Genomic DNA, 25,590 nt, shown 5'->3' with positions numbered 1-25,590 from the left:
ATGCCCACCGATCCGGTCGGGGAAGGGACCCCCGTGGCTCAGCCGACAGCCGATGACCAGCCAAAAGCGCTCATGCCCACCCTGGAATCCATGACCCTGCTGGTCGCCGCCGTCATCGTCCATGACAAGGCCACCAGCCGCGTGGTCCTCCTCCAGCGCAGCGACCAGGCCAAATTCGGCAGGGGCAAGTGGGATCTCCCGGTCGGCAAGAGCGAGCCCGGCGAGCCGATCACCGCGACGGCCGTCCGCGAGCTGTACGAGGAGACCGGTATGACCGTCAAGCCGGAAGCGCTCAAGGTCGCCCACGTCATCCACGGCGCCTGGGGCGTGGAAGCCCCCAACGGCTTCCTCACGGTCGTCTTCGTCGCCCATGAATGGTCCGGCGAGCCGGAGAACCGCGAACCGCGCAAGCACGCCCAAGTCCGCTGGGTCGACACCGGTGCCATCCCCGAAGAGTTCGTGGAGACCACCGCCAGCGCCCTTCATCGCTACCTGGCCGGCGGGCCTCAGGTGTCGCTGGACGGTTGGAACTGACCGAGCGCCTCTTCTGGGATAGCGTCTCGCCCCCACGGTGAGATGAGTGACCGCGTTCAGCGTTCGCCGACCTCGCCGCTTTCCTCCGCTACATGCTCGCCCCTGCCACGTCCCCCTTCGCGGGACGGTTTCGGTAACAGGTGGGTCATCTGCTCCATGAGCGTTGGCTTTCACGTAGGGACCGATCCTCCTGGCGTGCGACGTTTCGCTCGAATGGGTTCGGAGACCCGGTGAGTGGAGGTCGTGTCGCGTGTGGGTTCGGAAGTGAGCTGGCATTCAATTCGTCCGCCCGCTCTGCCGCCCGGCTTCGATCGCGGGCGGCAGTGTTGTGCTGTGTCCAGGGGAACTGCGCGGCGGCCAGTGTTGTGTCCAGAGCGGCGCGCATCCGGGCACCTGTCGCGACAGGGCAGGGGCGAGGTGGTGCCCCCTTACCCTGCCGGCCCTCGGCTGTGAGGTGCACACGTACCAGCAGCCGCAGCATCACCACCGTTCTGACGTGGGAGAACGGCCTTTCAAGTGACGCGGCCCCTACCGTGCCGCGCCCTTCGACCCAGCCGCTTCCGGTTGCGGCAGACGTACGGTTGAAGTACCGAGGGCATCACGCACTCCGGGCCACCACGCCGGGTCGTCCTCGGCGAGAGACGAGTGAATCCGGGCCGCCCCAGCGGTCGGCGCGGAGACGGGTCGGGGCCATGTACGCCGCGGTCGAAGCAACTCAGCGCAAGCTCATCACGGCAAGGATCGCGCTGAGCGCCCGTGCAGGTCCGCAACCTCGCCGAGGGGAGACGTGATGACCTTTTCCCGGCTGGACATCCATCGGCGGAACCGAGGAGAGCGGACGCTCGTCACGCTTGCCGGCGACATCGGGCCGGCCACGACGCCGCTGCTGCGGGCCGCAGTGGAGCAGTGTCTGCTGGACGGTGTCACCGTGATCGACATCGACCTGACCACAGTCGGCTCCTGCGACGCCAGGGGCTTGGACGTCCTCCTGTCGGCAGCACAGCGCGCCGGCCGGGTCCACGCTCGCCTGCGGCTGCACCATCCGTGCGCTCAGATTACCCGGGTCCTCGATGCCACGGGATCGACTTCGCTGCTCCCTACGGCCCCCGCGAGTCCCCTGCCGCCCGCCGCATCCGACGGCTTCATGAGTGCGGCGACGGGGGCGCCCGAGGACTCCGCTCGCCGACCGGACCAGCCGGTCCTCAAGGACGGGATCCGCCTTCGTCGGCTGACCCGCTGGCAGGCAGAAGACATGGGCGCGGACATCGCGGACCTGGCTGCGGAGTCCGTCGCAGGCACCACGGGCGAGCGGTACCACAACCGCGGGGACTTCCTGCACCGCTTGTCGATCACCGCCCGCCGCCCCGGCTTCGCCCTGCTGGTCGCCGAGACGACGGTGCTGGTCGGTTGCGCCTTCGGTTTTCCGATGGGCTCTGAAGGCCCCGGCAGCCGGGGGTCCGACGGAACGCTCCAGGAGATCATCCAGCGGCTCACCTCCCGCGCACGGTTCGTCGTCCTCACCCAGGTCGTGGCCCACCCGCACGTTCAGCACCGCGACATCGCCCGCCGGCTGCAACAGCGTCTGCTCACAGAGCTGCACTCCTCCCTCGGGATCACCCTGCTGCATCCTGCCGACCGGGCAGGACAAGCCGCCTTCTCGTCCTGGGGCTGGCAGAACATGGGTGAGGTCGTCGGGCTGCCCGGCTCCGTAGCCCCCTGCGTGTTGACCCTGTCCGCCGAAGGGCAGCCCTCGGCACGCCGATGACGTGGCAGAGGAGCGATGAGCCGGCGGTCGTACCGGCCGGGGCGGTCACGTGACCCGTCGTCCGCCGTACCGAGGTGCCTCCACGCGATGGCTGCCTGCCTCTCGGCGCGATGGCTGCGCACCACGCCGCCCGCCACGGCTGGGAGTAGCGTGGGAGGTACCGAGAACTTCCGGGCGTACGACCACGGCGGCGCCGTTCCCGGCGAGTGACTGACACGGGCAGCCGGAAAGCAGCGCCCGGAACGGGATCGCACGATGAACGCCATCACAAAGCCCGCCGAAGTTACCGCGCCAGGTTACGGACACTCCTACCGGATGCCCATGCCCCGGCTGCGCCTCACGCCGGACGTCAGCCATGGCCCGCTGGACGGCGCATGGTGGCCGCGCTGCGACGCACTCGAACTCGAATTGCCCGCGCTGGTCGGCTCCCTGGATCCGAGCAGCGGCACCGTCACCCGCGTTACCGTGGGGTCCGCCGCCTGGCCCGATGCTCCGCAGGAGGTGATGGCGCCCGGCCACGTGATCGAGGTGGTCCTGACCGATTCGGCCGCCGAGGCGCATGCCATCACCGTGGACTGCGGCACCGTGGGACGCTGGGAACTGCTGGTGATCCCCCCGGACGAGCCGGTCGGAGTAGCCACCAGGCTGCTGACCGCCGCCGCCGACGCCGGGAACCCACTGTCGGCTCCGCGCCTGCTGGCACTCGCCGAGAGCGGCCTCGACGGACAGAACGCTTGGGAGTCGGAAGGCGGAGCCGGACCGAGATGAGCAGCCCGACCCGGCCGACTCCGTGGCCGGCAGGCCGGGCGTCCACGACCCCGTGATGGAGCCATGGCACCGACAGACCCTTCGTCATCCTGGCCCGCCCCCACACGAAGCGTGACCGCGGCAGGTGAGGGGATGACGGCAGTACAGCGTACGGACCGGTCCGAAAGCTTCGGGGAAGCTCTCCTGGGAAAGATCCTCGACAGCGCGCACGAACTCCCGCCCCACCTCATCGGGCCCTTGGTCGCCGACGTCGTGGAGCGGCTCGGTGGCCGCCGTCCACAGGTGCTGTTGCAGGACTACGGCCAGCTGCTGCTCGTACCGCTGCCCGGTGAGTGCCTCGCCGGCGGGGAACCGCAGGTTATCGACGACTCCGAGGCGGGCCGCTGCTTTCTCGACGCGGTCCCCGTGGAGGTGCCCCAGGAAGACGGCGTCCGGATCCATCTGCCTCTGCTGGACGGCGGTGACCAGGTAGGGGTCATGGCGGTGACGCTGGACAGCATCGACGCCCACGACCGCCGCCTGCTGCTCAGGATCTCCGGCCTGGTGGCCGACCTTCTGGTGACCAAGCACGGCTACTCCGACCTGTTCTTCGACGTCCGACGCGGTGAGGCGATGAGCGTCGCCGCGGAGATCCAGTGGTCACTGCTGCCACCGCTTGCGATGATCATGCCCCGGGTCGCTGTGGCCGGGATCCTGGAACCCGCCTACGACGTGGGCGGCGACAGCTTCGACTACGCGCTCAACCACGACGTCCTCCACGTGGCCATGATCGACGCGATGGGCCACGGACTGGACGCAGCCACCATGGCCACGGTGGCCATCGGCGCCTACCGCCACGCCCGCCGCGCCGGCATCGGACTGCCAGAGATCTACGCGTTCATGGACCGCGCCGTGGCCAGGCAATTCGGTCCCGAGCATTTCGTCACCGCGCAGATGATGCAGCTGGACACGACGACGGGACGGGTGCAGTGGGTCAACGCCGGACACCCGCCGCCGATCCTCGTCCGCGACCACCGCGTCGCGCGGCGTCTGGCCGCCCCGACGACCCTCCCCGTCGGCCTCGGTGGTTCGGAGCCCCGGATCAGCGAGCTGGGGCTGGTGCCCGGGGACCGAGTCCTCTGCTTCACGGACGGAGTGGTCGAGGAGCACAGGAGCGGTGGGGAGGAGTTCGGGGAGGACCAGCTGATCGACTGCGTGAACCATCTGGAGAGGACCGGCCGCGGCATCCGGGCGGTGACGCGCTCCCTGTCCCACACGCTCAAGCAGGCGCGGGGCGGACAGACCAGCGATGACGCAACGCTGCTCATGGTGGAGTGGCGCGGCTGATCTCCCCCGCCGTCCGACACCGCTCGGCCGGTCACGCCCAGCGGCAGGCCCGTCAGCCCGGCGAACCGTGCCCGCTCCCGGTGTCGATGAGAATCTGCTCGGCCTGGCTGATGTTGTCTGCCCGGACCGCCTGGGCCATCGCGGCGCGGGCGGCGTCCGGTGCCGCGTCCGGCGGGACCACGAGCAGAGAGAAGATGTCCGTGTCGCCCCGGGTAATCAGGACCGTGTCGTCACCGACCGGGAAGGCATCGATGTGCACCACCCGGTCGTCCACGGCGATACGCGTCGGGAGACCTTCCCAGGCCGCGGTGTCCAGTCCCACACGGGTCACGGGGCCGAGGTGGGCAATGAGGGCGCTCAGGAGCGCGGGCAGCTCAGCACCGATGTCGCGCGAGCGCGGCCACCACGCGCCGTCGAGGACGCCTTCGCGTGATTCGGTCGTTTCCAGCCGGAGAAGCGCACACCCTGGCCGCACCGCCTCGTGGACGCCGCTGGGCAGACGCCGGGGAACAGGTGGTGTATCCGAGCTGGTCATGATGACCACCCGTCTGTAGGGCCGGTGCGACGACGGGACTCCGCCCCGCACCTGCCACGTTACTCCTGGTGTCACGCGCGACGGCATCTCCGAAGCTCCCCCTCGTCCGGCCCCGGAGGGAACGGATCCAGCACACAGGGGGTCCGTCGCACGTCGAGATTTGCGGAGGGGGCTCAGAACCGCGAATCAGTTGCGGAATATTTCGTGCTACTGTTTCGAGGTCTGATACGAGGTGGTGTCGTGTATGGCGATCGCTGAGCTGCGTGCACAGCCCGGGATGCTCGTGCTGGCGCGCGAGTCCCGCGGGCTGACGCAGGCTGAGGTCGCGACGGCTATGACCAAGGCGTCGCCGGGTGGCACTACGGTTTCTCAGGGCTACGTAAGCCGAGCCGAGGCTGGTCGTCTCGTCGTCACCGGCGGGCGTCTTGAGCTCTACGCAGCCGCGCTCGGCTACCCTCCTGAGCTGCTGTGCCTGGATCCGCAGGTCAGCGGCATCGGAGTGGGTCTGGTCCACCACCGCAAGAAAGCATCTCTGTCTGCTTCCGCTCTGCGACGCGTGCACGCCCATTTGGCGCTCTCACGGATTCAGTTGAACGGCCTGGCGTCCGCAGCGGCATTGCCACCAGTCCCGCAACACTTCTTCAGGGTCTCGCTGGATGCCCTCACCACCCCGAAGGACGCTGCCCGGCGAGTCCGCAGGGAGTGGTGCGTGGCCCCTGGTCCGGTGCCCGACATCGTCGCGGTGCTGGAGCATGCCGGCGCACTGGTGATCACCCGCGACCTGGACAGCGACCTGTTGGACGCCGTAAGCCAGTGGGCAGAAGGCGGGCACCCTCTGCTCCTGGTCAACACCCGTGCACCGGGCGACCGACGGCGCTTCAGCATCGCGCACGAACTGGGTCACCTGGTGATGCATGACGAGCCGGGCACAGGGTCCACGCAGGAGAAGCAGGCCGACGCCTTCGCTGCCGAGTTCTTGATGCCTGCCTCCGATATCCGGCAGGCGTTCTCCGGCGGCGTCGATCTGGCCAGGCTGACGGAGCTGAAGCGGGTTTGGGGTGTCTCCATGAGCGCGCTGCTGCGCCGTGCCCAAACGCTCAACGCCGTCAGCGAGTGGCAGTACCGCACCCTGATGATCGAGATGTCAGCGCTCGGCTACCGGACCGCAGAGCCTGTTGATGTCCCCCGCGAGCAGCCGCGGCGCCTCGCCGCCCTTGTCCACACCTTGCTGACCGACCGCCAGATGACTCTGGAGGATACGGCTGCCTGCGCGCACCTGCTTCCTGAAGACTTCCAGCGCCTGTACGTCGAGGGCGCCGGTTCATCATCATTCCCGGCCTTTCGAAGGTGACCATGACCGACCGTTCCGCCCCGCTGCCTCGTCCGCGCTCCGATCTGACCGAGCCTCCCGACGCTGTGGGTGAGCGAGACCGGCCGGACAGCCTGAACGGTCTGCAGGGCCGCATGCTGATCCAGGTCAGCACCGCCCGGCTCGGCTACGTCCAGGGGCAGGTCGACCTGGCACGCAGTGGGCTCATCCTGTGTGGCACCGACGCCGTGAAGAAGGCCGGCACCCTGCGGTACAGGGAGGGCTACGCCGCTCCGGTCCTGATCGACCCGGCGGTGTACGAGGTCAGCGCCGCGACCGAGGAGAACCCCTTCCCCTACGACGCCGAGCCCACGCTCTTCCTCGACGATCCCCTGGAACTGTCTCTCGCCGAGCAGCGGGACGCCGGAGCAACGCTCCCCATGACCCCCACCGGCTACATCAGGGCCGAGGACTCCGATGCCCTCCGGGCCGCCGTGACCCGTGTCCTGGAACTCGACGACCCAGAGGTGATCTTCGCCGCTCCGGTGGATGTCTCCTGGCTACGCGACGAGGAATCGACCCGCCAACTCATCGCCTACCTGCGGATGGTCAAGGGGCCGAAGGCCATCATGCTGGGCGGACAGATGGACCCCCTGGCGCGTTACGCCAAGGCCGTAAGCCATCTCAAGCAGGTCATCGAGGAAGTCCCCGGGGCTGCCCTGCTACGCACGGATCTCGCGGCATTCGGCGCGCTGGCCTTCGGTGCCGCCTTCACAGCCTTCGGCGCCAGCAGCCGCTACCGGCACGTCGTCGCCCCCGGCGAAAAAGCGCAGACCAACAAGAGTATCCCCGTCCAGTCACCGCACGTTCTCTTCCCCGACCTGATGGCCTTCTTCCTGGGCGAGACGATCGCCAAGCGTTACGGTGGCGCCCACGCTCCGGTCTGCTTCTGCTCGGCCTGTGCCGGCAAGCTCGCACTGGATGCCTTCACAAGCAACCGCGGCGAGCTTCCTGCCGCAGCGGCGGCACACAACGTCGCGGTCCTCATGGAGTGGCTGCGGGCCCTGACTTCGGTTGAACCCGGCACAGCACGCCAGCGGTGGTGGTTCGACCGCTGCCGTAAAGCTGTCGATCAGTACGAAGTGATCAACACGTCCATCAGGCAGCCGAAGGCGTTCAAATCTCCGGCGCAGCTCGATCGATGGGCGTCGACCGCTCCCGAAGCCGCCAAGACACCGGCTCAGACAGCCGCCGCCGAGCATAGGCGCTGATACACATCCTCGACGAACCACCAGGCCGCAGCGGTGTGCCGGGGCGGCCTGTAGTCCTCCGGCTCCAGTACCAGCTCGACCTCGTCTCCAGAGGCGACGAACACGCCGATGCCATAGAAGTCGGCCTCGACGAGGACCTCATCCAGTCGGGCTGGAAGACGGTCCAACAGCATGGCCCGGCGGCAGAAGGGGGCAAATTGGCCCGCTCGCTCAAGGCCCTGGCGCCACCCGGAAGCGCGAACCACAGCAAGATCCACCTGCAGGGGCCGCACGGCACGTCGGGTGACCGTCTTCCGGTCTCGCTCCACCGCTCCCGACGGCAGCCCTCGCACCGCCCGCCGCGCCGGCGAGTCCAGCGATTGCAGCGGAACAGGAACGTCCACCGGGAGTGTCAGCAGGCACTCAAGGTCGGGCAGCTTATCCACCCGGGCGGCGGAGACTTCCTCGCGCCGCGCATGCTCGCCCTCGTTCAGACGGTAGAAGCACAGGGCCTCGGTCCCGAAGACAGAAACAGTTCGGGCCTGCCCGCCCGGCTCCAGCAAGGCGCGAGAAGCCTCCCGCACAGAACCGCCCGTCAGGGAACTCGCCAAGGTCACCATGGCCCCCACCCTGCCTCACTGGGATTCGACCGCATGCAGCGGCCCCGCGTTCATCCAACCCGTATGGGTACGGGCACACCTGCCAAACAGCTCAAGACGCCTCGCGGACACTGCCCGACTGGGCTCTTCTCCGCATCACTGCCCTCATCACGACGCCCTAAGGCGCGAAAGCTGGGCCTGAACGCGCCTCCCCAGCCACGTCCCCGGAGGGCACATCCAGGGCACATGAGCCCGGGAAACGGCGTTGACCCGTGAGAACTGTCGGGACGAGTTTCCGCAGGTCAACGCACACTTCACCGAGTAACCCCAGGTCAGCGCCCCGCCACCCCCAATCGCTGCACGAGTGGCAGGACTTCAGCCATCGGCTGCATGAGGCGGGACATCAGCCGTATTGCCTGGTGTGGCCCTGATCTGAGGTCGTGTGAAGTAGGGGCGGGGCTTTCGGGCCCCGCCCTCGTCATGTCATGCGCCCCGGAGGGGCCGTCAGACGGCCAAGACACTCGACGGAGTCAAACGCTGGAAGCTGTACGGCCCCACCGCACCGCCCCCTGCACAAGGACACCGACGAGCCCGAGCCATCGCCGGTGTTCCACGGTGCCCAGCGTGATCAATCGTGACTGAGTGGCCCAGTTGCCCGTGTGGGCGCTTCAGTTGACCGATGGGCAGTAGCGGCTGTTTCCGGCTACTGCCCTCGCGCTCAGTCGACGTGTCGGGTCGGCTCCGCTCCGGTCCGGACAAGAAAGTCGGTCAGCACGTCGGCAAGCCGTTCGGGCTGGTCCTCAGGGATGAGGGTGGACGAGTCGGCGATCTCGATCAGCCGGCCCTGCGGGTACAACTCGGCCAACACGGTTGACCGCCGGTTTCAGGTTCACGGCGAGAGCGGGAGCGGCGCCCTCGGATGACCCCGCCGCCGCTCGTCACTGCCCAGTTCGTGCAGTGACGACAGCCTTCGCCGGGCGCGTGCGGTCAGCTCAGCCGGGCATCGGCGTACACGTTCATCGCATCGCGCTGGTAGACGGCCAGACCGTCGGCGATCTTGTCGAAGTTGGCCCGCATCTGCGGGTCGTCGACATAGGTCTGGCCCACTCCCTTGTACGCAGCCGCGGTCGGGGTCCAGAACCGGCGGATGCCCTGGTAGTTGGCGTCCACCTCGGCCTGTACCGCGGGGTCGGAGACCGGCGTGCCGGCCACCATGAACTCCGCCATACGGATCATCTGCGCCGTCACCTCACGCTGCCAGCGCTCCGACTCCTCGGCGGTCATCGCCTCGACGGCCTGCCGGGACTGCTCCCACTCCTGCGGCCACCGCTCCCGTACCTCGGCCTCGGCCTCGGAGGGGGGCTGGAACCCCTCGAACAGGTTCTCCGGCCTGTTGATCTTCGTCATGTGCCCCTTGTCCTTACCTTCTTCCAGTTCGGCGATGGTGCGGCCGACCGTACGGGCCAGCGTCTCCAGCCGGTCCCGTTCCGCGAGCAGTCGTTGGTGGTGCTCGCGGAGCACGGCCACCTGGTCGAGCTGGCTGTCCAGGACCGCCTGGATCTCGCGCAGCCCCAGGTCCAGCTCCCGCATCAGCAGGATCTGCTGCAACCGCAGCAGATCGGCCTCCTCGTAGTAGCGGTGCCCGTTGCTCCCGATCCATGCGGGCGGCAGCAAGCCGATCTCGTCGTAATGCCGCAGCGTCCGCGATGTCACCTTGGACATCCGCGCCACCTCCGCGATCGACCAGGCCATTGCCGGTGCCTCCCTCGCCGGGCCGGTCTCTCCGGCCTCACACATGACCGTAGAAGTTGCCGCAACGGAAAGCGCAAGCCCGAGGCCCCGTCGGACGGGCCCAACGTGGAGGCGTCCGCCGAGCGCGAGCGCCGGTTCGTCGCGGACGCCAGCCACGAACTGCGCACCCCGCTCACCCTGATGCGCGCCGAACTCGACGTCGCCCTGCACCGCCCCCGTACCGCGGGGGAACTCACCGAGACCCTGCGCTCCGTGGACGCCGAGGTCCAGCGCCTGATCGACCTCTCCAACGCACCGCCGGAGCTGGAGGAACTCGGCAGCACGGGCCACATCACCCGCACATCCGTGCCCCTCGCCGACCTCCTCGACGCCGCCGTCGCCCCGCACCGGCGCACCGCGGAGCGGGCCGGGCGCGCGCTGACCGTCGACGCCGCCCGCGTGATCGTGGACGTCGACGCCCGGTGGCTGCGGCCTGCCCTCGGCAACCTCGTCGACAACGCCCTGCGGCACGGGCGCGGCACCGTCCGCCTCACGGCGACGGCCGAGAAAAACATGCTGCGGGTGAGCGTCACGGACGAAGGCCCCGGCTTTCCACCGGAGTTCCTGCCGCGGGCCGCGCGGCTCCGAAGCGCGCGCCGCCTCGTACTCACGTCGGCGCCCGCACGACCTGCCCCCACGGAAGGACCCCGGTTGTCATGACAGTTACCCGTTGAAGTGGGCATCGCGGTGCGGTCCCTGCCGATATCGGCAGACCGGCTCGGTCGTAGGGATGGTGTTCACACGTTCGGGGTCGCCCGCTCATTGCCGTCGAGGGTGTAGCGCTTCTTCAGGACGGCGTCGAGCTTGCCGGAGCGCCAGACGGACAGGCACCAGGCGGTGGGCAGTTGGAGCGTGAAGAGAGCGAAGATCGAGTACACGGCTGCGGCGTCCAGGAGTTCTCCCGGGTCGATCCCCCCATAGGGGGCCGCATGGGCGATGCCGAGGACCAGCATGTAAAGGGCGCCGTCGACGAGGACGGTCCTCCAGCGTGGCAGCGGCGAGAGCAAGCGACGGCCCAGGGTGAGCACTGCGGTGCAGGTGACCAGGAAGACGGCCTGGTCCCTGCACCACATGAGCGGCTCGGTCCCGGCGGGTCCGAGTGTGTCGCCGAAGGCGAGTGATGACGCGGTCAGCACCACGGTCCCGGTGAGCCATGAGACCAAGGTGACCCAGGCGGCGTAGCTGAGTGCGCTGCGCCAGGGGGTGAACATCATGGCGCTCCTTTCAGGCCCCTGGTCGGAGCCGCTGGCGCGATCACCATCCCATCCTCATCGTGAGAGGCCCCCGCCGGGTGCCCGCTTCGGAAACCCTTGCTCATAGCCGCCGTTGTCGGAGATGGTGCTGGGCTCGCAGGCTCGAGCGTAGAGGCACTCAAGGCCGCTGAACTTCTTGGTGCTCATCTTGTGCTGACAGACGGTCTTGGTGGAGTGCGCAACGCAGCCGAGGTCCACCAGGACAGATTCCGATCGGGCGTCAGGCCGCCGGAGGCCAGACGATCCTGTCGAGGAAGTCCTCAACCGTTGTCGCGACACGGCCGAGCACAGCGGCGGATTCGGCAAGTGGCCCAGGGACGTGCATGCCGTGGTCGGCCCCCTGGACTTCCAGCACATGCGGTGACAAATCGCCGGCAAGAACCCCGTCCCAGTGCCTGTCCTCCGTGCCGCCGACCAGGAGGAAAGGGGCCGTGGCCGCGCGGAGGGCCTTGGCCACCTCGGTGGTGGTCAACAGGGGGGTGAGCCAGATCGCCGGGAGTCCCCGTTCGGCAGCGAGGACGGCCGCGGTCGTGCCAAGAGACTTCCCGATCAGGACGGGCACGACGTCCGGTGAACTCACCGACACATGGTCGAGTACCGAGGCGACCTGGTCGAGGACCCAGTGGCTGGTACCCCTGTCGGACTGCGACGGCGGGTCCCAGGTGATCCGCTCAATCCTGGCCCCCCTGGCTTCGGCCGCGCTGGCCGAGTACATGAGGAGGGGGACATCGGGGCCGTACATCCCGCCAGGGGCCACAACCGCAATCCGTGGCGACTCTGTCCGCTCATCCACGACCATGAACATATTCCTGGATGAGCGGCACTGCTGGGCAAACTTCAGGAAGGCCAACACCGCCGACGGACAACGGCGTTGCCCCGGCCGTCAACCAAGCCCAGATCTGCGGCGCGAACCCTGCCTGAAAGCGCCACCCAACCAACTGCACGCTCGCGCACCTACGCCGAAGTCAGGCGCTGAGCACCCCGGTGGCCAGGAGGCCCGGCAGCGCCACCTTCCGGAGCCGTCTCCCGGCCACCTCCCCCGTTCCGGCTCGCACCTCTCAGCCGTCGCCGCGCTGGCGGCGGATTCTGGCCGCCACCTCGTTCTCCTCGGTCTCCCACCAGGGGCGTACCCGCTCGGCGGACGGCGTCACGCCGTGGTGCGGGGTGGCCGCGGGGGCCGGGACGAGTTCCGTGTCGAGGCGGCGGTCGAGGACCGCCGTCTGGACACGTTCGGCGCGCGCCCACTGCACGAGGATGGCCAGCAGGAAGGGCAGCGCGACCAGTTCGGCGATGCTGAGCATCGCCCCGCCGCCGATCTGCTGGTCGTGGTGGACGTCCGGTGCCCAGGACGGGGCATGGTGCAGATACCAGGCTCCCGCGATCAGCGTGCCGTGCGTCATGACGACGACCCCCGGCACCGCGTCGACGATGCCGTCCAGGAACACCAGCGCGGCCCGTACCGGATGGGTGCACCAGGCGGGCAGCGTCTGTTCGCGGGTGAGCACCGGCACGACGAACAGGCAGCCGGCCGCGAGCAGGTGGAGATACATCAGCTCGTGCAGCCAGCCGACGCGCAGGGCCGTGGCGAAGTACGGCGTGAAGTAGACGGTCAGTTCGGTGGCGAGCACCAGGGCCGTGCTGACCAGGGGGAAGGTCAGCACCCGCACCACCCGGCCGGTCATCGCCCGGCGGACCCGGCCGGCGGCGTCCTCCGGCAGCGCCTCGACGGCGAGCCGCAGAGGATCGCCGAGGGCCAGACCGAGGGGCGCCACCAGGTCGAGCAGGATGTTCTGCACGGCCGCCGGCCAGAACAGCACCTCGTCGTACACGGCCAGCCCGGACATCGTGGCCACCACCAGCGCGCCGAGCCCGAGCAGCACGAAGGCGGCGAGCCGCGCGAACGGCCAGGTCCCGCCCCGCCGCCGCAGCCGGGCGACCCCCCAGCCGTAGAGCCCGCCCAGGAGGACGACCAGCAGCAGCGCGGGAACGTCCGGCTGCCACGAGGACAGCAGGCGTCCCGTGGTCAGCTCCGCGAGCGGGCCAGCGGACAGATCGGTCACTGCGGGATCAACCATGCGGATCGTCCTCCTTCGGCCCGTACCATAGCGAGCCGGCTCGGCTCCCAGAGGGGAAGGTAGTCCCCGCCGGCCGGCCGCCGGACGGCGGGGTGTCCGACGGCGCGCGGCAGCAGAACGCCACCGCCCGGGCGGCCGGAGCGCGGCTGCGGACCACCGGGCGCGGGTGGCGGCGCCGCACTCACCCGCTGGTCCACTTCTGTCGTCAACGAGCCATCGGGGGAACGAGTCTGATGAGCCGCCATACGCCCTTGCCCACCAGGCGGTTCTGCGGCGAGGACCGGCAAGCCGGGCCGGCACGGGCTCGGCCGGCATGTGAAGGGGCGCCCCGGGCCCGGGGCGCCCCTGTGCCTCTCGGCGTCACATCGAAGTGATGCCTCTCGGCGTCACTCGCGCGCGATGCCTTGTGGCGTCACGTCACTTCACGGTGAGGGTCACCGTCGGCGACATGGTGTTGCCGTGGATGACACGGAACCTCTCCGTGCCCCTGTTGGCGAGCTTGGTGGACGCGATGCGGTAGGTGTCACCCTGCGCGACCCTGACGCTCTTCACGATGACCCACTTGCCACCGCTGTACCGCTCGAGGTTGAGCACGTCGCCGGTCTTCAGGCCCTGGGTACGGCCCGTGAAGGACACCGACTCGCCCAGCCTCAGCTCGGTCTGGGAGGGCTGCACCGTGATCGAGGCAGCGACCACGTTCACGTTCTTCGCCTCCGTGTGGGTGGCGGCGAAGGCACCGGGCGCCCCGGCCGTCAGCAGCGCGACGGCGAGCACACCAGCGGGAAGGACACGGGCGGAGCGGGTACGAAGCGAGGATTTCACGTTTCTCTCCTGTGCTGTGACAGATCCCCCCTGACGGATTCCCCCAACTGCGCGCACCTTTGAGGCTTCCATGGAGCCGACCGGGCGGCGACCCGGCCGTCACTGCAATGCAGTAACCAAGGAGCCCTCAAAGCCGTCACTTTCCGTTATATACCCAGGTCATTTCCGTAATTATGGGCGTCTCACTTCTTACCTGCGGCTCACGTGGCCGGGCCGCCCGCGACGCTCGCGACGCCCGCGACGCCGCTCCCACCCCCAACACCCGACGGGACCGTGCCCGCCGCGGCCAGACCCGCGCCTCCCCAGGCCTCCCCGGCCTCCCGTCCGGCAGGGGCACGCGCTCACTGAACTCGGCTGCGGCCACGGGCGGTTGCTCCCAAGCCCGATACCGCGCGCGGCCGAAGTGCCAGGGCCCGGACGACCCCGCCACCTCGCCCGGTTCCCTTGCGGAGGCCCCCGGAACGCTCTCTGCCTAGGCTGGTAGCGCGGTCTTCTCGATGGCCGGAATCGTTCGCAGAGCCGTACGCCAGGAGAGCACGCCGATGGCCGCTACGGAGCACGCCCGCCCGAGCCGGTTGCGATCGTGGATGCTGGAGGGGCTGTCCGACATGGGCAAGGGCACCTCGCAGGGCCCGTATGCCCAGCCCGAACCCGTGCACCGGGGCCAGCGCTGGTGGCGGGTGATGTGTCTGACCGGTGTCGACTACTTCTCCACCCTCGGCTACCAGCCGGGCATCGCCGCGCTCGCCGCCGGTCTGCTCTCCCCCATCGCCACCGTCGTGCTGGTGATCGTCACCCTGGCCGGTGCCCTGCCCGTCTACCGGCGGGTGGCCAGGGAGAGCCCGCACGGCCAGGGTTCCATCGCCATGCTGGAGCGGCTGCTGTCCTTCTGGAAGGGCAAGCTCTTCGTGCTGACCCTGCTCGGCTTCGCCGCCACCGACTTCCTGATCACCATCACCCTCTCCGCCGCCGACGCCGCCACCCACCTGGTGGAGAACCCTCACCTCACCGGCACCCTCCACGGCCATCAGATGCTGATCACCCTGCTGATGATCGCCCTGCTGGGCGCGGTGTTCCTCAAGGGGTTCATGGAGGCGATCGGTGTCGCGGTCGTCCTCGTCGGCATCTATCTCGCCCTGAACGCCGTGGTGGTCGTCGTGGGCCTGTGGCACGTGCTCACGGCCGAACACGTCGTCACCGACTGGTCCGGCGCCCTGACCGCCCAGCACGGCAACGTCTTCGTCATGGTCGGCCTCGCCCTGATCGTCTTCCCGAAGCTGGCGCTCGGCCTGTCCGGCTTCGAGACCGGCGTCGCCGTCATGCCCCATGTGCAGGGCGACCCGGCCGACACCGAGGAGAAGCCCACCGGCCGGATCCGGGACACCAGGAAGCTGCTGACCACCGCCGCCGTCATCATGAGCGTCTTCCTGATCACCACCAGCTTCATCACGACGCTGCTGATCCCCGCGCACGACTTCAAGGCCGGCGGCCCGGCCAACGGCCGCGCCCTCGCCTATCTCGCGCACCAGTATCTGGGCGGCGGCTTCGGCACGGTCTACGACGTCTCGACGATCGCGATCCTGTGGTTCGCGGGCGCCTCCGCCATGGCCGGCCTGCTGAACCTGATGCCGCGCTACCTCCCCCGCTACGGCATGGCCCCGCACTGGGCCCGCGCCGTACGGCCCATGGTCATGGTCTTCACCCTGATCGCCTTCCTCGTCACCTGGATCTTCGACGCCGACGTCAACGCCCAGGGCGGCGCCTACGCCACCGGTGTGCTCGTGCTGATCAGCTCCGCGGCGATCGCGGTGACCATCGCCGCCCGCAAGGCCCGCCAGCGGCGCTGGGCCCTCGGCTTCGCCGTCATCGCCACCGTTTTCCTCTACACCACCGTCGTCAACGTCATCGAGCGGCCGGACGGTGTGAAGATCGGTGCCTGCTTCATCACCGGGATCATGCTCGTCTCGCTGCTGTCCCGCCTCGCCCGGGCCTTCGAGCTGCGGGTGACCAGCGTGACCCTGGACGACCTGGCGGAACGCTTCGTCCGGGACATCGCCAGCCGCCGTATCCGCTTCATCGCCAACGAGCCCGACGAGCGGGACGCCGCCGAGTACCGCCAGAAGATCGAGCAGATCCGCGCCGACAACGAGCTGCCCCCGCAGGAGGACTTCGTCTTCGTGGAGGTGACCGTCACCGACCCCTCGGAGTTCGAGGCGGGTCTGACCGTGCGCGGCGAGGTCCTGCACGGCCGCTACCGCGTGCTCACCCTGGAGTCGTCCTCCATCCCCAACGCCCTCGCCGCGCTGGTCCTGCACGTCCGCGACCAGACCGGCGGCACCCCGCACATCTACTTCGAGTGGACCGAGGGCAATCCGTTCGCCAACTTCCTGCGGTTCTTCCTCTTCGGCCAGGGCGAGGTCGCCCCGGTGACCCGGGAGGTGCTGCGCGAGGCGGAACCCGACCGCAAGCGCCGGCCCCGCGTCCACGTCGGCTGACCACGGCGCACACCGCCTCACACGCCCCCGGGCACGGCCCCTCCGCCGACCGTGAACCCGATCACCGATCCCCCGCCCTCGCGCCGGTAGGCGAACGGCGCTCCCCCGTGCGAGATCGCCACGTCCCGCACGATCGCCAGGCCGAGGCCCGAGCCGGGCAGGCTCCTGGCGTCCGCCGCGCGGTAGAAACGGTCGAAGACGCGCAGCAGGTCGCCCTCCTGGATGCCGGGACCGCGGTCGAGGACCTCGACACGCACGCTGCCCAGCGGCAGCCCGGTGTCCGGCTCGTCGGAGTCCTCCAGCCTGGGCGGGTGCACCGGCCCGGTGACGGCGATCTCGATGGGCGCCTCGCCCTCCCGGTCGAACTTGGCCGCGTTCTCGACCAGGTTGGACACCGCCCGCTGCAGCGCCGTGGCACGCCCGTCGGCCGTGGTGTCACCCGTGGCCCGCACCACGACCTCCCGGCCCGTGCGGCGCCGGGCGATCGTCGCCGCGTCCTCGGCGAGGTCGGCGAGGATCAGCCGCTGCACCGGTTCGGTGTCCGACTGGCCGGCCGCCAGGGCGACCAGCTCGTTCACCAGGTCGGTCAGCTCACGGGACTCCTCGGCGAGGTCGGCGACCAGTTCCTCGCGGGCGGCGGGCGGCAGCTCGTCGATACGGCGCAGCAGGGAGATATTGGTCCGCAGGGACGTCAGCGGCGTGCGCAGCTCATGGCCCGCGTCCTGCACCAGACGCCGCTGGTCCTCCTCCGACTGGGCGAGCCGCCCGAGCATACGGTCGAACGAGCGGCCGAGCCGGGCCACCTCGTCGTTCCCGGTGACCGGGACCTGGATGCCGAGCCGCCGGGTGCGCGCCACGTCCTCGGCGGCACCGGCGAGCCGTACCAGCCGCCGGGTGATCCGCCGCGCCAGCCACCAGCCGAACAGCCCGGCCGCGATCACGACCCCGCCCATCAGCACGGCCGTACGCTGCTGAAGGCTGCGCAGCAGGTCCTCGGTGCTGCTCAGCTCCTGGGCGACCTGCACCGCGCCCTGGCGGTGGCCGAGCGCCACGGTCGCGACGCGGTAGACGTCGCCGCCGACGCTGACGTTCTTGTGCTCGACCAGCTTGCCCGCGGTGACGGTCTCGGCGATCCGCCGGTCCGCGCTGTCGACCGGAAGCGCCGGATTGGCGTGGTCGACGACCGTGCCGCCGGACCCGAGCACCTGCACCACCGTGCGGCTGGGCCGGATGATGTCGTCGCGCGGGGTGTCGTGGTCCTTGTCGGAGATCGCGAAGTCGTCCGGCATCAGCTGCTTCTGGCTGACCTGGTCCCGTAGATCGGCCACGACCTGCGCGAACACGGTCTGCTGGTCCACCCGCACCAGCCGGGCGGCGGCGTCGTAGCTGAGGAAGCCGACCAGGACGGTGACACCGGCGGCCACGGCCGCGAACGACAGGGTGAAGGTGGCCCGCAGCGACGACATCCGGCGCAGCCGGGACCGCAGCCGCAGCCGCCGGCGCAGTCCGCTCGGCAGCCGCCGCCACAAACGCATCCCGATCCCGGCGTCGTCCTCGGCGCCGGGGCGCGGTGGCGGAGGCACTAGTCCTCCCTCAGGACGTACCCCACGCCGCGCACCGTGTGGATGAGAGCCGGGGCCCCCGGCTCGTCGAGCTTGCGCCGTAGATAGCCCACGTAGACGGCGAGGTTCTTGGAACCGGGGCCGAAGTCGTAGCCCCAGATGCGGTCGTAGATGGTGGCGTGGTCGAGGACGATGCCGGCGTTGCGGGCGAGCAGTTCCAGCAGGTCGAACTCGGTCCGGGTGAGTTCCAGCTCCCGCTCGCCGCGCCAGGCGCGCCGGGCCTGCACATCCATGCGCAGTCCGGCGACGGAGACCTGGCCGGTGGGGACCTTCTCCTCTTCCTTCGGTGCCGCGAAGGAGGTGCCGTCGGCGCGGCGCAGCAGGGCGCGCAGCCGCGCGAAGACCTCCTCGACGTCGAACGGCTTGACGACGTAGTCGTCGGCGCCCGCGTCCAGTCCCGCGATCCGGTCGGCGGTCTCCACCAGGGCGGTGAGCATTAGGATCGGGGTGCGGTCGCCCTCGGCACGCAGCACCCGGCACACCTGGAGGCCGTCGATGCCGGGCATCATCACATCGAGGACGAGCACGTCGGGCTGGGTGCGGTGGGCCTGGGCGAGGGCCTCCACCCCGTCGGCCACGGCGAGCACCTGGTAACCCTCCAGCGTCAGTGCGCGCTCCAGGGCGTGGCGGATGGCGCGGTCGTCCTCGGCAAGCAGCACTGTCTGGGTCACCCCACCAGTCTGCCAAGGCCGACGCGGTACACGACGAGCGGACCAAGCCACGGACGGGCTTCTTACCGGCCTCTCACCGCTTCGGGCGTGGCGGCTTACCTGGTAGAGCCGCTGTGTCGGCTATATCACAGCGCCGCGTCCCGTGGGGGGCGGCCCACTCCGCCCCCGCGCCCGGGACCGCCCACCGCCGTCTCCCCCGTGCCTGTTCGGAGCTCTAACTCCGCAGCGCGGCAAGCTGCTCCTCGAAGGGGACCACCCGGAACTCCTGCGCGCCGGCCGCGGGACGACCGTTCGCGCGCTCCGGCCCGGCGGCTCCGGCCACGGAACCGACGGCCACGGGCCGGGCAGGCTCGGACACGGCCCCGGTGGAGTCCGCCCCGGAACCGGCGGGCTGCACCACCGAACCGCCCCGCCCCCGCAGGTCGCCCGCGGTCATCAGCAGAGCCAGTTCGCCCGCGGCCCGTTCGATCCGTTCGGGCAGGCCCTCCGCTCCCCAGTCCTCCGAGGCCGCGTAGACACCGGTCGGGGTGACCATGGCCCGCAGGTAGGAGAAGAGCGGGCGCAGGGCGTGATCCAGGACCAGCGAGTGCCGGGCGCTGCCGCCGGTCGCCGCGATCAGGACCGGCTTGCCCACCAGCGCTTCCTTGTCGAGCACGTCGAAGAACGACTTGAACAGCCCGCTGTACGACGCCGAGAACACCGGCGTGACCACGATCAGCCCGTCAGCCTCGGTCACCGCCTCCAGGGCGGCGGACAGAGCCCGCCCCGGGAAGCCGTTGGTGAAGTTGTGCGCGATCTCCACCGCGAGATCACGCAGCTCCACCATCTGGACCTCGACGGGAGCCTGCCGCTCCACGGCGGCGGCCAGCCGCTCGGCCAGCAGCCGCGTGGAGGACGGGACGCTCAGCCCCGCCGAGACGACGACGAGCTTCATGCGGCCTTCACCTCTTCTGCCTCTTCCGCGTCTTCCGCGGCCTTCGCAGCCTCCGCTGCCTTCGCTTCCTGGGCGGCGGCCAGCAGGGACTGGTGGGTCGGCGCCTCCGGCACATCGGCCGGACGGCCCTTGGCGAACTCCTCGCGCAGCACCGGCACGACCTCCTCGCCGAGCATGTCGAGCTGCTCCAGGACGGTCTTCAGCGGCAGACCCGCGTGGTCCATCAGGAAGAGCTGGCGCTGGTAGTCGCCCGCGTACTCGCGGAAGCTCAGCGTCTTCTCGATCACCTGCTGCGGCGAGCCGACCGTCAGCGGGGTCTGCTCGGTGAACTCCTCCAGGGACGGCCCGTGCCCGTAGACCGGCGCGTTGTCGAAGTACGGACGGAACTCGCGCACCGCGTCCTGGGAGTTCTTCCGCATGAACACCTGTCCGCCCAGGCCGACGATCGCCTGCTCCGGGGTGCCGTGCCCGTAGTGGGCGAACCGCTTCCGGTAGAACTCGACCATCCGCTTGGTGTGCTCGGCCGGCCAGAAGATGTTGTTGTGGAAGAAGCCGTCGCCGTAGTACGCGGCCTGCTCGGCGATCTCGGGCGACCGGATCGAGCCGTGCCAGACGAACGGCGGGACTCCGTCCATCGGACGCGGGGTGGAGGTGAAGCCCTGGAGCGGGGTGCGGAACTTGCCCTCCCAGTTCACCACGTCCTCACGCCACAGCCGGCGCAGCAGCGCGTAGTTCTCGACGGCGAGGTTGATGCCCTCGCGGATGTCCTGCCCGAACCAGGGGTAGACCGGGCCGGTGTTGCCGCGCCCCATCATCAGGTCCATCCGGCCGTCCGCGAGATGCTGGAGCATCGCGTAGTCCTCGGCGATCTTCACCGGGTCGTTGGTGGTGATGAGGGTGGTGGAGGTGGAGAGGATCAGCTTCTCCGTCTTGGCCGCCACGTAGCCGAGCATCGTGGTCGGCGAGGACGGCACGAACGGCGGGTTGTGGTGCTCGCCCACCGCGAAGACGTCGAGTCCGACCTCCTCGGCCTTCTGCGCGATCGCCATGATCGCCTTGATCCGCTCACGCTCGGTCGGGGTGCGGCCCGTGGTGGGGTCCGGAGTGACGTCGCCGACGCTGAAGATCCCGAACTGCATGTTCGCTCACACCTTCCCGAGTGGTTTACGATTCAACTATACCCCCAAACGGCACCGCCCGTCTCCGTATTCCGCACCCCGGCATCGGCCCGTCCGGGACCGTCCACCAGGCCGCATGACCGCAGCGCGGATCACGGGTCACACGGCGGTGGACAGGACTTTCGCCAGCAGGCGGCAGGTCTCGTCCCACAGCGCCCACTGGACCTCGGCCCCTCGGGCGGGCCGCGGCCGCCGAGCCCCGGACCGGCCGCGTTCAGAAGGTGTAACGGTCCCCGGTGCCCAGAGCCAGCACCCGCTGGCTGCCCGGGGTGCGGTCCACCGCACCGCCGCCCCACAGGGAGTCGATCTCCATCCGCACCTCGTCCGTCGACGTGTCCGCGAGACGCACCCGCAGATGGATCTCCTTGCCCTTGCCCATCGGGGCGATCGCCCCCGTGCGGCACAGCACCGCGCTCGCGTCGTACCGCGCACAGCCTCCCGGCAGCAGCTGCTCGTCCGCCAGCGGCTTGGACCAGCGCAGCCGCACGGTGGAGTCCTCCACGCCGGACGGTCCCTGATTCCACGGGGTGAGCCGTACGTTGACCTCACCGCGCCCCATGGTCACGTACCCGTGATAGACGAGGTCGGCCTCCGCGCCCAGTGCTGCGGCGGGCAGGGCCGCACCCACCACCACGGCCGCACCCAGTGCGCCGGCAATCCACTTCCTCATGGTCGCTTTCCTCCATATCAGGCCTGACATCACCGGATGTATCCCACGTGTACGACGGGACAGGCACCGCCGGGCAGGTGACCCGCGCGCCGGCCCGCGTGCGAAGGTGACCGCATGCTGATCCTCCGCTCCGCCGTCCTCTTCGTCGTCGCCGCGCTCTTCGAGATCGGTGGCGCCTGGCTCGTCTGGCAGGGCGCGCGCGAACACCGCGGCTGGCTGTGGATCGGCGCGGGCGTCATGGCACTCGGCGTCTACGGCTTCGTCGCCACCCTCCAGCCGGACGTGCACTTCGGCCGCATCCTCGCCGCGTACGGCGGCGTCTTCGTGGCCGGTTCCCTCGCCTGGGGCATGGTGGCGGACGGCTACCGCCCGGACCGCTGGGACGTCACCGGCGCACTGATCTGCCTCGCCGGGATGGCCGTCATCATGTGGGCGCCCCGGGGCCGCTGAACGCGGGCACCCCGGCCGCCGGGCGCGGACACCGACCACCCGCCGGGCACCCCGGCCGGGCGACTGCCGGCTGACCAGCCGGACCCTCCGGCCGTCACCTGTCCGCGACCTATCCTGGTCGCACGCCGCTCGCATCGCCGTGCGCGGCGCCGCACGCACGAGCCCGCCGTCCGAGGAGCCTCGCCATGACCGCCGCAGCACCCCCCGCCGCCTCCCGCATCGCCGTCGTCACGGGCGCGAGCAGCGGGATCGGTGCCGCGACGGCCCGGCAGCTCGCGGCCGCCGGCTACCGCGTCGTCCTCACCGCCCGCCGCAAGGACCGGATCGAGGCGCTCGCGGAGGAACTGACCGCCGCGGGCCACTCGGCGACGGCCTACCCGCTGGACGTCACGGACCGGGCGGCGGTCGACGAGTTCGCGACCGCCTTCCGGACGATCGGCGTCCTGGTGAACAACGCGGGCGGCGCGCTCGGCGCCGACCCGGTCGCCAGCGGCGACCCCGAGGACTGGCGCCGGATGTACGAGACGAACGTGCTGGGCACCCTCAACGTCACCCAGGCCCTGCTCCCCGCGCTGACCGCGAGCGGCGACGGCACCGTGGTGGTCCTCTCCTCCACCGCCGGCCACGGCACCTACGAGGGCGGGGGTGGCTACGTCGCCGCCAAACACGCCGAGCACGTCCTCGCCGAGACCCTCCGCCTGGAGATCGTCGGCACACCGGTGCGGGTGATCGAGATCGCCCCGGGCATGGTGAAGACGGACGAGTTCGCCCTGACCCGCTTCGGCGGCGACGCGGCGAAGGCGGCCAAGGTGTACGAGGGTGTCGCCGAGCCGCTGACGGCCGACGACGTGGCGGACACGATCACCTGGGCGGTCAGTCGGCCCAGCCATGTCAACGTCGACCTCCTGGTGGTCCGGCCCCGGGCCCAGGCGTCCAACACCAAGGTCCACCGGGAGCCACGATGACCGACCCGGCCTCCGCCCCGTCCCCCGACCCGGACCGCGCCGCGGAACGCGAGCGCCTGGCCCTGGAGAAGAAGCGCGAACGCTACGTCTGGTACTACCTGGCGTACTTCCTCTTCGGCATCCACATCGTGGCGTTCGTCATGATCTACGCGGTGCGGCACGCCAAGTGAGCCCGGCTTCCGGCCGGGCCCCTCACGTCAGCCCTTGACGCACACGAACTGCTTCAGCTTCGCCACGACTTCCACGAGGTCGCTCTGCTGCTGCATCACCTGGTCGATGTCCTTGTAGGCGCCCGGGATCTCGTCCAGCACCCCGGAGTCCTTGCGGCACTCCACGCCCCGTGTCTGCCGCTCCAGGTCCTGCACCGTGAAACGGCGCTTCGCCGCGTGGCGGCTCATACGGCGGCCCGCACCGTGCGACGCCGAGTTGAACGCCTTCTCGTTGCCGAGGCCCTTCACGATGTACGAGCTGGTGCCCATGGAGCCGGGGATGATGCCGAGGTCGCCGACTGCCGCACGGATGGCTCCCTTGCGGGTGACCAGCAGGTCCATGCCCTCGTACTGCTCCTCGGCCACGTAGTTGTGATGGCAGGAGATCTCCGGCTCGAAGGTCGGTTTCGCCTTCCTGAACTCCTTGCGGATCACGTCCTTCAGGAGCGCCATCATGATCATGCGGTTGTACCGGGCGTATTCCTGAGCCCAGTACAGGTCGTTCCGGTAGGCCGCCATCTGAGGGGTGTCCGCCACGAAGACGGCGAGGTCGCGGTCGATCAGGCCCTGGTTGTGCGGGAGCTTCTGGGCCACGCCGATGTGGTGTTCGGCCAGCTCCTTGCCGATGTTCCGGGAACCGGAGTGCAGCATCAGCCAGACCGTCCCCGTCTCGTCGAGACAGAGTTCGATCATGTGGTTTCCGCTGCCCAGGGTTCCCATCTGCTTGGTGGCGCGCTCCTCTCGGAACCTGACCGCCTCCGCCACCCCGTCGAACCGCCCCCAGAAGTCGTCCCACCCCGCGGTGGCCACCCCGAAGAACCGCCCCGGGTCGACGGGGTCGTCGTGCATCCCGCGCCCCACCGGGATCGCCTGCTCGACCTTCGAGCGCAGCCGGGAGAGGTCCCCGGGGAGGTCGTTCACCGTCAGGGACGTCTTCACCGCCGACATGCCGCAGCCGATGTCCACGCCCACCGCCGCCGGGCAGACCGCGTCCCGCATCGCGATGACCGAGCCGACCGTCGCGCCCTTGCCGAAGTGGACGTCCGGCATCACCGCGAGGCCCTCGATCCACGGCAGCGTCGCCACGTTCTGCAACTGCTGCATCGCGGCGCCCTCGACCGTCGCCGGATCCGCCCACAGACGGATCGGGACCTTGGCGCCCGGCACTTCTACGTACGACATACCAGCCTCTTTCCCCCGGACAAGAACATAAGTCTCTGATCGCAAAACCAGCGCCAAGGTCGACGTATAGGACAACGGACCGGCGTCCACGGCAGTGCGTGCGATACACATTGTCTCCAGGCAGCCGCCCCGGGCGGCAACCGATTAAGGCCGGCGGGCCGCCGTGCCCGCCCAACCGTCGAGAGGAGCCTCACCGTGCAGCGGAAGGCGTACGTACCGAGCGCCGCCGTGCTCCTCGCGGCCCTGCTGACCTCCTGCACCTCGGGCTCCGGCAGCGGTGGCGCGGCGGAGGCGGCCAAGGCGGGCGACTCCACCGCGAGCGCCACCGCCGCCCAGCCCGGCAGGTACCGCACCCTCGCCGACGCCTGCGGCGCGGTGAACCACGGCACCCTCGACTCGCTGCTGCCGGGCATCAGGCAGATAGCGGACCAGGACCAGCGTGACACCGCCTACCAGGGCGAGGCCGCGCTGACGTACAACAACGACCGCCGCTCCGGCTGCCGCTGGAAGGCGGAGTCGACGGACGCCACGGACCATCTGTTCGTGGACTTCGAGCGGGTGGTGTCGTACGACAACACGGTCAGCGACGACAACCGCGCGCACGAGGTCTACGCCTCCGAGGAGCGGGCGGCGGACCTCCCCGAGACCGGTTCCGGTTCCCCCTCCACCTCCACCTCCGCCTCCGCCTCCGCCTCCGCCTCCTCGAAGGGCGACAGCAGCCCGCACGCCGGCGGGGCCCCCTCCGCCTCCGGCTCCGGCTCCGCCTCGGCACCCGCCTCCGGCTCCGCGTCCGCGTCCGGCTCCGGAAGCCCGTCCTCCGATGGGACCGAGACCGACCTCCAGCCCCGCACGCTCGACGGTCTCGGCGACGAGGCGTTCCTCAACGACCAGCTCAGCACCTCCCAGCAGCGCACGGTGACTGTGGTGTTCCGCACGTCCAACGTGATCGTGACCATCGCGTACGACGAACAGCCGACCGCCTCCGGACCCGCCCCGAGCAGCAAGGACATGCAGGACAAGGCCCGGAAGCTGGCTCAGCAGCTGGCCGGCTCCCTCGGCTGAGGCACCCCCGCCGCCCGCCCCCGCCGGGGAACCGGACCTCACACCGCATGCGTCCCCACCGCGTACCGTGGCCCCTCGGACCCGATCCGACCGCACGATCCACGAGCGTCATGAGTGAAGGAACC

General features: G+C 69.9%; 25 protein-coding genes and 1 pseudogene. 12 read left to right on the top strand and 14 right to left on the bottom strand.

Annotated elements, in window-relative coordinates; all coding sequences use genetic code 11:
* The 4 genes from ACWD5Q_RS12070 (at position 1) to ACWD5Q_RS12055 (ending at position 4,393) form a co-directional block, all read left to right on the top strand.
* Complete coding sequence (locus tag ACWD5Q_RS12070) at positions 1-534, top strand: NUDIX domain-containing protein (RefSeq protein WP_382075918.1); 534 nt, start codon at positions 1-3, stop codon at positions 532-534.
* Between the two features lie 790 nt (positions 535-1,324).
* Positions 1,325-2,299, top strand: a complete 975-nt coding sequence (locus tag ACWD5Q_RS12065) for an STAS domain-containing protein (protein ID WP_190179072.1) — start codon at positions 1,325-1,327, stop codon at positions 2,297-2,299.
* Positions 2,300-2,554: 255 nt separating this feature from the next.
* Complete coding sequence (locus ACWD5Q_RS12060; RefSeq protein WP_229865389.1) at positions 2,555-3,067, top strand: DUF5994 family protein; 513 nt, start codon at positions 2,555-2,557, stop codon at positions 3,065-3,067.
* A gap of 132 nt (positions 3,068-3,199) precedes the next feature.
* Positions 3,200-4,393: a PP2C family protein-serine/threonine phosphatase gene (locus tag ACWD5Q_RS12055; RefSeq protein ID WP_387144423.1), complete on the top strand. Its 1,194-nt coding sequence runs from the start codon at positions 3,200-3,202 to the stop codon at positions 4,391-4,393.
* Between the two features lie 52 nt (positions 4,394-4,445).
* On the opposite strand, the gene ACWD5Q_RS12050 is transcribed toward ACWD5Q_RS12055, so the two are convergent.
* Complete coding sequence (locus ACWD5Q_RS12050; RefSeq protein ID WP_369365184.1) at positions 4,446-4,928, bottom strand: DUF5994 family protein; 483 nt, start codon at positions 4,926-4,928, stop codon at positions 4,446-4,448.
* A 244-nt stretch (positions 4,929-5,172) separates the two neighbouring features.
* On the opposite strand from ACWD5Q_RS12050, the gene ACWD5Q_RS12045 reads away from it, so the two are divergent.
* Positions 5,173-6,279, top strand: a complete 1,107-nt coding sequence (locus ACWD5Q_RS12045; protein ID WP_450702014.1) for an ImmA/IrrE family metallo-endopeptidase — start codon at positions 5,173-5,175, stop codon at positions 6,277-6,279.
* 2 nt (positions 6,280-6,281) lie between these two features.
* Entirely contained in the window at positions 6,282-7,508 is a 1,227-nt protein-coding gene (locus ACWD5Q_RS12040) for a hypothetical protein (RefSeq protein WP_450702015.1), read from the top strand.
* On the opposite strand, the gene ACWD5Q_RS12035 is transcribed toward ACWD5Q_RS12040, so the two are convergent.
* The 3 genes and pseudogenes from ACWD5Q_RS12035 to ACWD5Q_RS12025 form a co-directional block, all read right to left on the bottom strand.
* Complete coding sequence (locus ACWD5Q_RS12035) at positions 7,478-8,107, bottom strand: hypothetical protein (RefSeq protein ID WP_450702016.1); 630 nt, start codon at positions 8,105-8,107, stop codon at positions 7,478-7,480. The two genes, ACWD5Q_RS12040 and ACWD5Q_RS12035, sit on opposite strands and share 31 nt — an antisense overlap.
* A gap of 697 nt (positions 8,108-8,804) precedes the next feature.
* Positions 8,805-8,951: pseudogene (locus tag ACWD5Q_RS12030) on the bottom strand (alpha/beta fold hydrolase); the annotation flags it as partial.
* 122 nt (positions 8,952-9,073) lie between these two features.
* Positions 9,074-9,838, bottom strand: coding sequence for a MerR family transcriptional regulator (locus ACWD5Q_RS12025; RefSeq protein WP_451426896.1), 765 nt, complete (start codon positions 9,836-9,838; stop codon positions 9,074-9,076).
* Between the two features lie 105 nt (positions 9,839-9,943).
* On the opposite strand from ACWD5Q_RS12025, the gene ACWD5Q_RS12020 reads away from it, so the two are divergent.
* Entirely contained in the window at positions 9,944-10,537 is a 594-nt protein-coding gene (locus ACWD5Q_RS12020) for a sensor histidine kinase (protein ID WP_451426895.1), read from the top strand.
* A 77-nt stretch (positions 10,538-10,614) separates the two neighbouring features.
* Here ACWD5Q_RS12020 and ACWD5Q_RS12015 read toward each other — a convergent pair whose 3' ends face one another.
* The 4 genes from ACWD5Q_RS12015 to ACWD5Q_RS12000 form a co-directional block, all read right to left on the bottom strand.
* Positions 10,615-11,091 (bottom strand): hypothetical protein, encoded by a 477-nt coding sequence (locus ACWD5Q_RS12015; RefSeq protein WP_451426894.1) that lies wholly within the window; start codon positions 11,089-11,091, stop codon positions 10,615-10,617.
* Between the two features lie 259 nt (positions 11,092-11,350).
* Positions 11,351-11,980 carry an alpha/beta hydrolase gene (locus ACWD5Q_RS12010; protein WP_451426893.1) on the bottom strand — a complete coding sequence of 210 codons (630 nt, stop codon included), beginning with the start codon at positions 11,978-11,980 and terminating at the stop codon, positions 11,351-11,353.
* A gap of 208 nt (positions 11,981-12,188) precedes the next feature.
* Positions 12,189-13,205 carry a cytochrome c oxidase assembly protein gene (locus tag ACWD5Q_RS12005; RefSeq protein WP_451426892.1) on the bottom strand — a complete coding sequence of 339 codons (1,017 nt, stop codon included), beginning with the start codon at positions 13,203-13,205 and terminating at the stop codon, positions 12,189-12,191.
* A 417-nt stretch (positions 13,206-13,622) separates the two neighbouring features.
* Positions 13,623-14,027 carry a hypothetical protein gene (locus tag ACWD5Q_RS12000; protein ID WP_451426891.1) on the bottom strand — a complete coding sequence of 135 codons (405 nt, stop codon included), beginning with the start codon at positions 14,025-14,027 and terminating at the stop codon, positions 13,623-13,625.
* 542 nt (positions 14,028-14,569) lie between these two features.
* Between ACWD5Q_RS12000 and ACWD5Q_RS11995 the strand changes: the two genes are divergently transcribed.
* On the top strand, positions 14,570-16,522 hold the full coding sequence (locus ACWD5Q_RS11995) for an amino acid transporter (protein ID WP_451426890.1): 1,953 nt from the start codon (positions 14,570-14,572) through the stop codon (positions 16,520-16,522).
* 17 nt (positions 16,523-16,539) lie between these two features.
* On the opposite strand, the gene ACWD5Q_RS11990 is transcribed toward ACWD5Q_RS11995, so the two are convergent.
* The 5 genes from ACWD5Q_RS11990 to ACWD5Q_RS11970 form a co-directional block, all read right to left on the bottom strand.
* Positions 16,540-17,988 carry a HAMP domain-containing sensor histidine kinase gene (locus ACWD5Q_RS11990; RefSeq protein ID WP_451426958.1) on the bottom strand — a complete coding sequence of 483 codons (1,449 nt, stop codon included), beginning with the start codon at positions 17,986-17,988 and terminating at the stop codon, positions 16,540-16,542.
* Between the two features lie 116 nt (positions 17,989-18,104).
* Positions 18,105-18,815 (bottom strand): response regulator transcription factor, encoded by a 711-nt coding sequence (locus ACWD5Q_RS11985; RefSeq protein WP_451426889.1) that lies wholly within the window; start codon positions 18,813-18,815, stop codon positions 18,105-18,107.
* Between the two features lie 214 nt (positions 18,816-19,029).
* Entirely contained in the window at positions 19,030-19,749 is a 720-nt protein-coding gene (locus ACWD5Q_RS11980; RefSeq protein WP_451426888.1) for an FMN reductase, read from the bottom strand.
* Positions 19,746-20,888 (bottom strand): LLM class flavin-dependent oxidoreductase, encoded by a 1,143-nt coding sequence (locus ACWD5Q_RS11975; RefSeq protein ID WP_451426887.1) that lies wholly within the window; start codon positions 20,886-20,888, stop codon positions 19,746-19,748. The genes ACWD5Q_RS11980 and ACWD5Q_RS11975 overlap by 4 nt, the downstream gene beginning before the upstream one ends.
* 253 nt (positions 20,889-21,141) lie before the next feature.
* On the bottom strand, positions 21,142-21,597 hold the full coding sequence (locus ACWD5Q_RS11970) for a hypothetical protein (protein ID WP_451426886.1): 456 nt from the start codon (positions 21,595-21,597) through the stop codon (positions 21,142-21,144).
* 114 nt (positions 21,598-21,711) lie between these two features.
* On the opposite strand from ACWD5Q_RS11970, the gene ACWD5Q_RS11965 reads away from it, so the two are divergent.
* From ACWD5Q_RS11965 to ACWD5Q_RS11955, 3 genes are all read left to right on the top strand, one after another.
* Positions 21,712-22,047, top strand: coding sequence for a YnfA family protein (locus ACWD5Q_RS11965; RefSeq protein WP_451426885.1), 336 nt, complete (start codon positions 21,712-21,714; stop codon positions 22,045-22,047).
* A 185-nt stretch (positions 22,048-22,232) separates the two neighbouring features.
* Complete coding sequence (locus ACWD5Q_RS11960) at positions 22,233-23,012, top strand: SDR family NAD(P)-dependent oxidoreductase (protein ID WP_451426884.1); 780 nt, start codon at positions 22,233-22,235, stop codon at positions 23,010-23,012.
* On the top strand, positions 23,009-23,182 hold the full coding sequence (locus ACWD5Q_RS11955) for a hypothetical protein (protein ID WP_451426883.1): 174 nt from the start codon (positions 23,009-23,011) through the stop codon (positions 23,180-23,182). The genes ACWD5Q_RS11960 and ACWD5Q_RS11955 overlap by 4 nt, the downstream gene beginning before the upstream one ends.
* Before the next feature lie 27 nt (positions 23,183-23,209).
* Here the strand turns inward: ACWD5Q_RS11955 and ACWD5Q_RS11950 are convergent, their stop codons facing one another.
* Entirely contained in the window at positions 23,210-24,403 is a 1,194-nt protein-coding gene (locus ACWD5Q_RS11950; RefSeq protein ID WP_451426882.1) for an RtcB family protein, read from the bottom strand.
* Positions 24,404-24,598: 195 nt separating this feature from the next.
* Here ACWD5Q_RS11950 and ACWD5Q_RS11945 point away from each other — a divergent pair, with 195 nt between their 5' ends.
* Positions 24,599-25,465 (top strand): DUF3558 domain-containing protein, encoded by an 867-nt coding sequence (locus tag ACWD5Q_RS11945; RefSeq protein WP_451426881.1) that lies wholly within the window; start codon positions 24,599-24,601, stop codon positions 25,463-25,465.
* The last annotated feature ends 125 nt before the right edge of the window (positions 25,466-25,590 follow it).

Source organism: Streptomyces sp. NPDC002513 (assembly GCF_053595355.1).
This window is presented reverse-complemented; position numbering and strand designations above follow the sequence as displayed.